This is a genomic window from Thermus aquaticus (genome assembly GCF_001280255.1).
Taxonomy (GTDB): domain Bacteria; phylum Deinococcota; class Deinococci; order Deinococcales; family Thermaceae; genus Thermus; species Thermus aquaticus.
On record NZ_LHCI01000106.1, the window covers coordinates 709,641 to 720,091 of the forward strand.

Annotated in this window: 15 protein-coding genes; 6 read left to right on the forward strand and 9 right to left on the reverse strand. The window is 68.7% G+C overall.

Annotation, left to right across the window (positions count from 1 at the left end):
- Positions 1-190 precede the first annotated feature (190 nt).
- The 5 genes from pyrF to BVI061214_RS04895 are packed head-to-tail and all read left to right on the forward strand — an operon-like array spanning position 191 to position 4,023.
- Complete coding sequence (pyrF, locus tag BVI061214_RS04875; protein WP_053768590.1) at positions 191-961, forward strand: orotidine-5'-phosphate decarboxylase; 771 nt, start codon at positions 191-193, stop codon at positions 959-961.
- 5 nt (positions 962-966) lie between these two features.
- A complete protein-coding gene (pyrE, locus tag BVI061214_RS04880) occupies positions 967-1,518 on the forward strand; it encodes an orotate phosphoribosyltransferase (protein ID WP_053767500.1) in 552 nt (183 codons plus the stop codon).
- Positions 1,519-2,517 carry a hypothetical protein gene (locus tag BVI061214_RS04885; RefSeq protein ID WP_053767501.1) on the forward strand — a complete coding sequence of 333 codons (999 nt, stop codon included), beginning with the start codon at positions 1,519-1,521 and terminating at the stop codon, positions 2,515-2,517.
- Positions 2,514-3,479 (forward strand): NAD(P)H-dependent glycerol-3-phosphate dehydrogenase, encoded by a 966-nt coding sequence (locus BVI061214_RS04890; protein ID WP_053767502.1) that lies wholly within the window; start codon positions 2,514-2,516, stop codon positions 3,477-3,479. The genes BVI061214_RS04885 and BVI061214_RS04890 overlap by 4 nt, the downstream gene beginning before the upstream one ends.
- Before the next feature lie 7 nt (positions 3,480-3,486).
- Entirely contained in the window at positions 3,487-4,023 is a 537-nt protein-coding gene (locus BVI061214_RS04895; protein ID WP_053767503.1) for a Uma2 family endonuclease, read from the forward strand.
- Here the strand turns inward: BVI061214_RS04895 and BVI061214_RS04900 are convergent.
- Genes BVI061214_RS04900 through BVI061214_RS04940 form a run of 9 tightly spaced genes read right to left on the reverse strand, consistent with a single transcriptional unit; the run spans position 4,020 to position 10,080 of the window.
- Positions 4,020-4,730, reverse strand: coding sequence for an alpha/beta fold hydrolase (locus tag BVI061214_RS04900; protein WP_053767504.1), 711 nt, complete (start codon positions 4,728-4,730; stop codon positions 4,020-4,022). The two genes, BVI061214_RS04895 and BVI061214_RS04900, sit on opposite strands and share 4 nt — an antisense overlap.
- The gene (locus BVI061214_RS04905) at positions 4,727-4,933 is read right to left on the reverse strand and encodes a hypothetical protein (RefSeq protein WP_053767505.1); all 207 of its coding nucleotides are present in this window, start codon (positions 4,931-4,933) and stop codon (positions 4,727-4,729) included. The genes BVI061214_RS04900 and BVI061214_RS04905 overlap by 4 nt, the downstream gene beginning before the upstream one ends.
- A complete protein-coding gene (gene sufU / locus BVI061214_RS04910) occupies positions 4,930-5,346 on the reverse strand; it encodes a Fe-S cluster assembly sulfur transfer protein SufU (protein ID WP_053767506.1) in 417 nt (138 codons plus the stop codon). Before sufU ends, BVI061214_RS04905 begins: the two co-directional genes overlap by 4 nt.
- 11 nt (positions 5,347-5,357) lie before the next feature.
- Positions 5,358-6,572: a cysteine desulfurase gene (locus BVI061214_RS04915; RefSeq protein WP_053767507.1), complete on the reverse strand. Its 1,215-nt coding sequence runs from the start codon at positions 6,570-6,572 to the stop codon at positions 5,358-5,360.
- A 4-nt stretch (positions 6,573-6,576) separates the two neighbouring features.
- The gene (locus tag BVI061214_RS04920; RefSeq protein ID WP_053767508.1) at positions 6,577-6,846 is read right to left on the reverse strand and encodes a DUF302 domain-containing protein; all 270 of its coding nucleotides are present in this window, start codon (positions 6,844-6,846) and stop codon (positions 6,577-6,579) included.
- Between the two features lie 32 nt (positions 6,847-6,878).
- The gene (locus BVI061214_RS04925) at positions 6,879-7,112 is read right to left on the reverse strand and encodes an SHOCT domain-containing protein (RefSeq protein WP_053767509.1); all 234 of its coding nucleotides are present in this window, start codon (positions 7,110-7,112) and stop codon (positions 6,879-6,881) included.
- A gap of 6 nt (positions 7,113-7,118) precedes the next feature.
- The gene (locus BVI061214_RS04930; protein ID WP_282953986.1) at positions 7,119-9,512 is read right to left on the reverse strand and encodes a heavy metal translocating P-type ATPase; all 2,394 of its coding nucleotides are present in this window, start codon (positions 9,510-9,512) and stop codon (positions 7,119-7,121) included.
- Positions 9,509-9,880 (reverse strand): DUF305 domain-containing protein, encoded by a 372-nt coding sequence (locus BVI061214_RS04935; RefSeq protein WP_248841723.1) that lies wholly within the window; start codon positions 9,878-9,880, stop codon positions 9,509-9,511. Before BVI061214_RS04935 ends, BVI061214_RS04930 begins: the two co-directional genes overlap by 4 nt.
- Positions 9,880-10,080, reverse strand: coding sequence for a CopZ family metallochaperone (locus BVI061214_RS04940; RefSeq protein WP_053767510.1), 201 nt, complete (start codon positions 10,078-10,080; stop codon positions 9,880-9,882). Before BVI061214_RS04940 ends, BVI061214_RS04935 begins: the two co-directional genes overlap by 1 nt.
- Positions 10,081-10,289: 209 nt before the next feature.
- Between BVI061214_RS04940 and BVI061214_RS04945 the strand changes: the two genes are divergently transcribed.
- Positions 10,290-10,451 (forward strand): transposase (locus BVI061214_RS04945; RefSeq protein WP_156303296.1); only part of this gene is annotated, 162 nt, incomplete at its 3' end.

Genomic DNA, 10,451 nt, shown 5'->3' on the forward strand with positions numbered 1-10,451 from the left:
GGATCCGTTCAAGGGGTTTCTTTTGCAGCTCGGGGGCAAGCTGGGGCTGCCCAGCGAGAGGGATGGTCCGTACCTGCTCCTGAGGGGCCTGGTTCGCCTGCTCAACTATGAAGTCACCCAAGAACTCTTGAAGCAGGCTAAGGGAGGGCGAGGAAGGAGTTTTGGGTAAAGCCCTGCTATAGTGAGGAGCGTGGACTTCCTGGAAGCCCTTTCCCGCCCCCCTTTGGTCCTGGGGGTGGACCCCAGGCCCGAGCTGCACGGCAAGGAGCCTTTGGCCCACATCCGCCGCTACACCCTGGAGCTTCTGGAGGCCCTGGCCTCGAGGCTGGCCGCCGTCAAGTTCCAGCTGGCCTTCTTTGAGGCCATGGGGCCCGAGGGGCAGGAGCTTTTGTGGGAGCTGGTGAGCGGGGCCAGGGTCATGGGCCTTCCCGTCATTTTTGACGGGAAGCGGGGGGACATCGGCTCCACCGCCGCCGCCTACGCCCGGGCCTACCTGGAGGCCTTTCCCGGCAGCGCCCTCACCGCCAACCCCTACCTGGGCCTGGACGCTCTGGAGCCCTTCTTCCGGGCGGCCTCGGCCAGGGGAGGGGCGGTCTTCGTCCTGGCCAAGACTACGAACCCAGGAGCGGGGTTCCTGCAGGACCTGGAGGTGGCGGGGAGGCCCCTCTACCTCCACCTGACCGAGGCCCTGGCCGAGGCGGGGGAGGCCTACCGGGAAGGGCCCTGGAGCCGGGTGGGCCTGGTGGCCGGGGCCACGGCGGAAGAGGCGGTCCTGGCCATCCGGGCGCTGGCCCCCCACGCCCCCCTCCTGCTACCCGGGGTGGGGGCCCAGGGGGGGAGGCCCCTCAAGGGCCCCGGCCTTTTGAATAGCGCCAGCCGGGCCCTCTACTACCCCGGGGGCAGGCCCGACCTGGAGGCGGCCCTGGAGGCGGCGGAGGCCCTTCTCGCCCTGGTAGAGTAGGGGGGATGGAGGTCTTGGAGCTTTACCGGAGGACGGGGGCCCTCCTGGAGGGCCACTTCCTCCTGCGTTCGGGGATGCACTCCCCCCTTTTTTTGCAGTCGGCGGCCCTTCTCCAGCACCCCCTCTACGCCGAGGCGGTGGGGGAGGCCCTGGGCCGACTCTTTGAGGACCAGGGCGTGGACTTCGTCATCGGCCCCGCCATCGGGGGGGTGGTCCTCTCCTTCGTGGTGGCCAGGGCCCTGGGGGCCCGGGCCCTCTTCGCCGAGAAGGACGGCCAGGGGGGCATGTTCATCCGCAAGGGGCTTCTGGTGAACCCAAAGGACCGCTTCCTGGCGGTGGAGGACGTGGTGACCACGGGGGAAAGCGTGCGGCGGGCCATCCGGGCCGCGGAGGCCAGGGGGGCGGTCCTGGTGGGGGTGGGGGCGCTGGTGGACCGGAGCGGGGGCCAGGCGGAGTTCGGGGTGCCCTTCCGGGCCCTGGCCCGCCTCGAGGTCCCCCAGTACGCCCCCGAGGCCTGCCCCCTCTGCCGGGCGGGCCTTCCCCTGGAGGAGGTCTAGGTGCGCCTTCTGGCCTTCTTGGGGCTTTTCCTCTCCCTGGCCTTGGCCGCGCCAGAGGAGGTGGCCAGGGAGGCGGTGGCCCGCTGGCTCAAGGGGGAACTTTCCCCTAGGTTGGAGGAGGTCCTCAAGGCCCCGCCCGAAGAGGCCCCAAAGCTTCTGGAACGTTATGCCCTCTTTCCCCCGCCTCCCAAGGGGCTTTCCGTGAACCTGGAGGGGGCCAAGGTGGAGGGAAGCCGGGTGGCCTTCGCCGCCGCCTTGGGCGAGGAGGTGGGGGAGGTGGTGGTGGTCCTGGAGGGGGAGAGGGTGCGGCGCGTCTTCTTCCGCCCCGAGGGGCTTGGCCTTCCCGCCTACCTCCTCACCCCCTTGGCGGGATGGGGGTTTGTCCTCCTTTCCCTTTTCTGGACCCTTCTCCTCTTCCAGACTTCCCCCTTCCGGGCCTGGCTTTTAGAGGCTTTGGCCTTGGTGCGGGCCCATAAGGGGCTTTACCTCTTCACCAACCTCTTCCTCTACGGCCTCTTTGCCCTGGGGGCCCTTCTGGCCTACGGGATGCCGGAGCTGGCCCGCGCCATGCAGGTCCTCTTTGCGGGGGCCCTCGAGGCCATCGGTCTGGAAAAGGCCCTGGGCCAGGGGCTTCCCGTTCTGGCGGGGGTTATCTTTTACTGGAACTTCAGCCAGGGGCTCTTCCTCACCGGCCTTCTTCCTGCCCTCCTCCTGGGGGTGCCCGTCCTCCTCCTGAACGCCCTCCGCTACTTCGTCTTCGGCTTGGCCCTCTCTCCGGCCCTTCTGGGCGGGGCCTTCCTCCTCCATCTGCCCACCCTCCTCCTGGAGCTTCAGGCCTACATCCTGGTGACCTTCGGGGGGCTTCTTCTCCTGGCCAAGACCGCCCGGGGGGAGGGGTACGGGAAGGGGCTCAGGGCCCTCCTTCTGAGCTTCTACCTGGGGGCCTATTTTCTCCTCCTGGCCGCCTGGTACGAGGCCTGGGAGGTGGGGCTTTTATGAAGGTGGCCGTCTTGGGAGCGGGGGCCTGGGGCACGGCTTTGGGGATCCTCCTGGCCGCCAAGGGGATTCCCGTAGCCCTCTGGGCCCGGCGTAAGGAGCAGGTGGAGGCCATGCGGGCCATGCGGGAAAACCGGGAGTATCTGCCCGGTGTGGCCCTGCCCGCCTACCTCCAGCCCACCCACGACCCCGAGGAGGCCCTGATGGGGGCGGAGTTGGCCGTGGTGGCTCTGCCCTCCAAGGCCCTTTCCACCCTGGAGGGCCTTCCCCTGGCCCCCTGGTACCTATCGGCCACCAAGGGCCTTTTCTTTGAGGCGGGGGAGGTCCTCACCCCAAGCCAGGTCCTGGCCCGCCTCACGGGCCGCCCGGTGGCCGCCCTCTCCGGCCCCAACCACGCCGAGGAGGTGGCCCGCTTTCTGCCCACCGCCAGCGTGGCGGCGGGGCCCGAGGGCCTTGCCCAAAGGGTCCAGGAGCTCTTTAGCGGGCCCACCTTCCGGGTCTACACGGGCCGGGACCTTAGGGGGGTGGAGCTAGGGGGGGCGGTGAAAAACGTCCTGGCCCTGGCGGCGGGGATGGTGGACGGCCTCCGCCTGGGGGACAACGCCAAGGCCGCCCTCCTCACCCGGGGGCTTAGGGAGATGGTCCGCTTCGGCACCGCTTTGGGGGGGGAGGAGGCCACCTTTTATGGGCTATCGGGCCTGGGGGACCTCCTGGCCACCGCCTACAGCCTCCACTCCAGGAACCGGGGGGCGGGGGAGAGGCTGGTGCGGGGGGAGGCCAAGGAGCGCCTCGAGGACCGCGGCGTGGTGGAGGGGCTTTACGCCGTCAAGGCCATGGTGGCCTGGGGGGAGAGGGCGGGGGTGGAGCTTCCCATCGCCGAGGCCGTCTTTGGGGTGGCCTACGGGGGCCTGGACCCCCTCAAGGCCCTCCAGACTCTCATGGCCCGGGAGCCCAAGGCCGAGTGAGGCTAAGATGGAGGGGATGCCGGCCCGAAAGGCCCAGTCCCTGGAAGCCTACCTCTTAGAGGAGGAGCAAAGCCCGGTGAAGCGGGAGTTCTACCGGGGCTTCGCCTACGCCATGGCGGGGGCTAGCGCCCTTCACAACCGGGTGGCCTTGAACATCGCCGCCCGCTTCCTGGAGGCGGCCCGGGCCAAGGGGTGCCGGGTCTACATGAGCGACATGAAGCTCAGGATCGGGAACGAGGCCGTTTACTACCCGGATGTGATGGTGGTCTGCCAGGAAGGGCCCCCAAACCCCTACTACGAGGAGGCCCCTTGCGCCTTGGTGGAGGTCCTTTCTCCGGCCACAGAAGCCTTGGACCGCAGGGAGAAGCGGGCCATGTACCAGCGCCTGGAGAGCCTTGGGGTCTACCTCTTGGTGGACCCTGAGAAGGGGCTTTTCCTGGCCTACCGGAGGACCCCGGAAGGGTTCGTGGAGGAGGAGGGGGAGGAGGTCTACATCCCCTGCCTGGACCTCACCCTCACCGCCGAGGAGGCCTTCAGGCTTTAGAAGAACTCGGAGAGAAAGCCCAGGAGGGCCGTGCGGAAGGCCTTGGGGTTTTCCAGGTTGGCCAGGTGGCCCGTCTCCGGGAGGATCAGCATGCGCCCATCGGGGAGGGCCTTCCACATCTTTTTGGCCTCCTCCGGGGGGGTGAGGGTGTCCTCCTCACCCACCAGGACCAGGGCGGGCACCTCCATCCGGGGAAGGAGGGGGGTGGAGTCGGGTCTTTCGGCCAGGGCCTTGAGGCTTTCCGCCACCGCCTCGGGGGAGGCCTCGAGGATGAGCTCCTTGGCCTTTTCCACCACCTTGGGCTTGGTCTCCCGGGTGGTCTTGCCCAGGTGGCCGGGAAGCAAGGCCTCGGGCAAAAAGCCCACCCCCTCCTTCAGGACCCGCTCCCTGAGGGCGTAGCGGTTTTGCCTGGCCTCTTCGCTGTCGGGCCCGGCGCGGGTGCTGGAGAGGACCACCCCTAAAAAGCGCTCCGGGGCCTTTCGGAAGAGCTCAAAGATGAGGTAGCCTCCCATGGAAAGCCCCACGAAGACCGCCCGCTCCAGGCCCATCTCCTCCATCTCGGCAAGGACCTTCCTGGCCGCTTCCTCCAGGGAGAGGCCCAGGTAATGGGGGGCCAGGATGGGAAGCCGGGCCTTGAGGAGCTCCGTTTCCTTGGCCCACATCCTGGGGCTGTAGGGGAAAGCGTGCAGAAAGACCACGCCTTTCATGCTTCCTCCTTGACGGCTTCGCCCTTGAGGCCCAGGGCCTCGAGGCGGGCGATGAGGGCGGGGTCCTCCACGATGACCACGTTCTCCCGCCCCACGGTCTTGGCCCGCAGGCGCCCCGCCTGGGCGGCCTCCTTCCAGGCCTCCATGAGGTCCGGGTGCTGGACCAGGAGGGCGGTCACCTTGTGGGCCGGGTAGCGCTTCACTTCAGGGCCTCCTCCAGGGCGTGCCAGGCCAGGGTGGCGCACTTCACCCGGGCGGGGAGCTTGGCCACCCCCTGGAGGGCCAAGAGGTCCCCTAGGGCGGGGTCCGGGGAGGCGCCCTCCACCACCATGGCCTGGAACTTCTTGGCCAGGTCCAGGGCCTCGGCCACCCGCTTCCCCTTGACCGCCTCCGTCATCATGGAGGCGCTGGCGGTGCTGATGGCGCACCCTTGGCCCTGGAAGCGGATGTCGGCGATGGTGTCCCCCTCCAGAAGCACCATGACCTCCACCTGGTCCCCGCAAGAGGGGTTCATCCCCCCGGCCCGCCGGGTGGCCTGGGGCAGGACCCCGAAGTTTTTGGGGGCCTGGTAGTGCTTGAGGATGATCTCCCGGTAAAGCTCGTCTAGGACGCTCATGGATTCCTCCATTATAGCCAGGCCCGGTACTTGTGGGCGATCCTCAGGAGGGCCTCCACGAAGCGGTCCACCTCTTCCCGGGTGTTGTAGAGGTAGAAGCTCGCCCGGGCGGTGGCGGCTAGGCCCAGCCTCCGGTGGAGGGGCTGGGCGCAGTGGTGCCCGGCCCGGACGGCGATGCCCTCCTCGTCCAGGAAGGTGGCCAGGTCGTGGGCGTGGAGCCGGCCCAGGGTGAAGGGGATGACCCCGCCGCGGTCGGGCCCCTGGGGCCCGTAGACCCTGAGGTGGGGGACCTCCTCCAGCCGCTTCAGGGCGTAGTCCAGAAGGGCCCGGTCGTGGGCGTAGACCCTTTCCATCCCCACCTCCATGAGGTAACAGGCCGCCTCTCCCAGGGCGATGGCCTCGGCGATGGGGGGCGTGCCCGCCTCAAAGCGCCCTGGAGGGGGGGCGTAGGTGGAGCGGTCCACAAAGACCTCCCGGATCATCTCCCCGCCTCCCAAAAAGGGCATCATCCCCTCCAGGACCTCGTACCGGCCCCACAGGACCCCGGCCCCCGTGGGCCCCAGCATCTTGTGGCCGGAGAGGGCGAAGAAGTCGGCCCCCAGGGCCTTCACGTCCACGGGAAGGTGAGGGGCGCTCTGGGCCCCGTCCACCACCACCAAGGCCCCCGCCGCCTTGGCCTTTTTGGCGATCTCGGCCACGGGGTTGATGGTGCCCAGGACGTTGGACATGTGGACCAGGGAGACCACCCGGGTCCTTTCGCTGAGGAGGCCGTCCAGCGCCGAGAGGTCCAGCCTGCCCTCCTCGGTGAGGGGGATGGCCCTCACCCGGGCCCCCGTGAGGCCCGCCACCAGGTGCCAGGGGACGAGGCCCGCGTGGTGCTCCATCTCCGTGACCAGGATCTCGTCCCCCTCCTTAAGGTTCCTGAGGCCCCAGGCGTAGGCCACCAGGTTCATGGCCTCGGTGGTGTTGCGCACGAAGATGACCTCCCGCTCTTCGGCCTTCAGGAAGCGGGCCACGCGCCTTCTCGCCTCCTCGTAGGCCTCGGTGGCGGCCACGGAGAGGCGGTAGGCCCCCCGGTGGACGTTGGCGTTCAGCTCCTCGTAGTAGCGCTTCAGGGCCTCTATGACCCTCTTGGGCTTCTGGCTGGTGGCGGCGGAGTCCAGGTAGACGAGATGGGGATTCTTGGCGATGAGGGGGAAGTCCTCCCTCAGGGCGCTTAGGTCCATGCCCTTAGTCTACGGGTTTGGGGAAGCCTAGAGCTGGGCTAAGGCCCTTTCTGGCTCGCGCCTCCTCGGGCAGGCTTCCCAGCCTTTCCCGAACCCCCTGGGGAAGGAGGGCGAACATCCCTTGGGGGTCTTGGATGAGGGCCTCCACCTCCTCCCCCTCCTGGCGCAGGACCACGTTGCAGGGGAGGAGGAGGCCGATATCGGGCTCGGCTTCCAGGGCCCGCACCTCGGGGATGGTGCCCATAAGCCGCTTTTTCAGGGCGAGGCCTTCCATGGATACCCTCCTCCCGTATTTTACCGGGAGGTTCAGGAAAGCTCGCGCTTCATCCGCTCAAAGGTCTCCTTGTCTATCTCCCCTCGGGCGTAGCGCTCCCGCAGGATCTCCAGGGCCCGGTCCTCCCGCCTAGGGGCCAAGGCCCGGGCCACCAGGTAGGCCCCGAGGACCAGGAGGGCCACCAGGAGCAGGGGGTAAAGCCAGCCCAGGAGGCCAAAGCCCATGTGGGGGCCGTAGCCGTACCATCCGTGGGCCAAAGCGGTCATCCTCCATCACCTCCGGTCTCCAGCGTAGGGGAGGGCGGTTAGGCGAGGGTTATAGGCCCGAAGCCGGAGGGAGTTCCCCACCACCAAGAGGCTGGAGAGGCTCATGGCCAAGGCGGCCAGCATGGGGTTCAGGAGGAGGCCCGTGAAGGGGTAGAGGGCTCCGGCGGCCACGGGGATGAGGAGGGCGTTGTAGGCGTAGGCCCAGAAGAAGTTCAGGTAGATGGTGCGGAGGGTCCTCCGGGCCAGGAGGATGGCCTCGGGGACCCCCCGGAGGTCGGGCTTGAGGAGGACCACGTCCCCGGCCTCGAGGGCGATGTCCGTGCCGCTCCCCATGGCCAGGCCCACGTCGGCCTGGGCCAAAGCGGCGGCGTCGTTGATGCCGTCCCCCACGAAGAGCACCTTCCGCCCAGATTCCTGAAGCCGCCTTATGGCCTCCACCTTCCCCTCGGGCCGGAGCCCGGCCTGGACCTCGGGGATGCCCAGGGCCTCCGCCACCCGGCGGGCGGGGGCCTCGTGGTCCCCGGTAAGGAGAATCGGCCTCAGGCCCAGGGCCTTCAGGGCCGCCACCGCCTCCTGGGCCTCGGGCCTTGGGGGGTCAGAGACGGCGAAGGCGGCGAGGAGCCGGCCTTCCTCGGCCAGGTAGAGGGGGGTGTGGCCCTCTTCGGGGAGGGCCTGGGCCTCCTTGGGAAGGGGTACGCCCAGGCGCGCCATGAGGGCGGGGCCCCCCAGGTGAAGGCGCCTTCCCTCCACCCGGCCCTCCACCCCCTCCCCTGGGAGGGCCCGGACCTCCTGAGCCTGGGGCAGGGGCAGGTCTTTGGCGGCCTCCAGGACCGCCCTGGCGATGGGGTGCTCGCTATTCCGCTCCAGGGCGGCGGTAAGGCGCAGGGCCTCTTCCCGGGAGAGGCCCAAGGGGAGGACCTGGACCAGGGTGGGCCTTCCCAGGGTCAGGGTCCCCGTCTTGTCCAGGGCAACGGTGTCCGCCCGGGCCAGGGCCTCGAGGGCCGTTCCTTTGCGGAAGATGAGGCCCATCTGGGCCGCCCGGCCCGTGGCCACGGCGATGGCCGTGGGGGTGGCCAGGCCCATGGCGCAGGGGCAGGCGATGAGGAGGACGCTTAAGGTAGCCACGAAGGCGTGGGAGAGGCCGGGGCCCAGGGAGAGCCAGAGGAGGAAGGTGAGGAGGGCGATGCCCAGGACCACGGGCACGAAGACGGCGGCGATCCGGTCCGCTAGCTCCTGGGCTTTGGGCTTGTGCCCCTGGGCCTCCTCCACCATTCGGGCCATCTGGGCAAGGACCGTGGCCTCCTCCGCCCGGCTCACCCGCACCAGGAGGGCGCCTTCCCCGTTCACCGTTCCCCCCACCACCTGGTCCCCGGGGCCTTTGGCCTTGGGGATGGGCTCCCCAGTCAGCATGGACTCGTCCACGTGACTCCTGCCCTCCACCACCACGCCGTCGGCGGGGATCCTCTCCCCGGGAAGGACCCGGACCAGGTCCCCGGGGATCAGGGCCTCGGCGGGGATCTCCTTTTCCTCGCCGTCCTGGACCAGCCGGGCGGTCTTGGGCCTCAGGGCGAGAAGCTTCCTGATGGCCTCTGAGGCCCTCCCCTTGGCCCCTTCTTCCAGGTGCTTGCCCAGGAGGATGAGGGTGAGGATCACCGCCCCCGCCTCAAAGTAGAGGTGGCGGGCCTCCTCCGGGAAAACCTTGGGGAAGAGGAGGACCAAAAAGGAGTAGAGGTAGGCGCTCCCCGCCCCCAGGGCCACCAGGGTGCTCATGCCAAAGGAAAGGTGCCGGGCCTCGGCCAGGGCCTGACGGAAGGAGCGCCTTCCGGCGTAGAGGACGGGGAGGGCGGTGAGGGCCTGGAGGAGGCCTGGGGCGTGGGGGAGGGGCAGGACCATGGGCCCCATGGCCAGGAGGAGGGTGAGGAGGGCGAAGGGGAAGGCCAGGAGGAAGTCTTTTTGGTAGGTGGGGGTTTTCTCCCTGGCCTCCTCGCCCACCTCCAGGGGCTCGTAGCCCGCTTCCCTTATGGCCTGGCGGATGCGGGCGAGGCTCACCGCCTCCGGCAGGTACTCCACGAAGGCCTTTTCCGTGGCCAGGTTAACGCTAACCGAAAGCACCCCGGGAAGCCGCCCTATGGCCCTTTCCACCCGGGCCACGCAGGCGGCGCAGGTCATGCCCTTCACGGGGATCTCCGCCCTGGCCACCACGGGCTCATACCCCGCCTCCTCCACCCGCTTCAGGACCTCCTTCAGGTCCACCCCCTCCTTCAGGCGGAGGAAGGCCTCCTCGGTGGTGAGGTTGACCCGGGCCTCCTCCACCCCTTCCGCCCGCTTCAGCGCCCGCTCCACCCGGGCCACGCAGCTGGCGCAGGTCATCCCCTTGATGCCGAGGCGGATCTCTTTCACTTTAGAAGCCAGAGGCGGAAGCGGTGGATATCTTCCGTCTGGGCCAGGGCGATGGCCTTGGCCAGATCCAGGACCTCCCGGTCCTTGGCCTTAAGGAGGGCCTCGAGGGCCATCTCCACGGCCCCTTTGTGGTGCTCTAGCATGAGCTCCACGAAGGCCCGCTCCCGGTCCCTGACCCCCCTCAGCCGGGCCACCATGGCGGCCATCTCCCGGGCCATGGCCTGGTAGGCCGCCTGGTCCAGGCCGCCCAGGCGGGCGAGGAGGGCCCGCATGACGCCGATTTCCTTATCCTGCTCCTTCAGGATGCTTTCCGCCCAGGCCCTGACCTCCGGGTCCTTGGGGTCCAGGTGGAGGTGGCCGTGGGGCATCAGGCCAGAACCTCCGCCCGGTAGCCCTCCGCCTCCACGGCCTGGATGAGGGCCTTGGGGTCGGCGTTGCCCTCCACCAGGGCCTCGCCCCGTTCCAGGGAGACCTCGGCCCGCTCCACCCCGGGCCCCCGGGAAAGGGCCTTTTTCACCGCCATAACGCAGTGGTTGCAGGTCATGCCTTCTACCTTGAGCTTGAGCATCCTCGGCCTCCTACCCACCCCTCCTGGGGTGGGGTACCCCTAGTCTACCCTTTGGCCCTGAGTTATAACGGCTGACCCGCAGCCGTGTCCTCCTAAGGAAGGCTGGGGTGGAGCTATGAAGTAGCAAATGAAGGGATGTGCGATGGAAAGCTTTCCCGATAGCCTCTAGAGGCTAAGAGGCTGTCGTAAAAGGGTGGTATCCTTGAAGGGTGCCTCTTAGACGATGTTACCCCAGCGACCTAACCGACGAGGAGTGGGCCCTCCTGGAGCCCCTCATTCCCGCCCCCAAGCCCGGCGGCCGGCCCGCCAAGGTGTCCAGAAGAGAGATCATGAACGCCATCCTTTACGTCCTGAAGAACGGCATCCCCTGG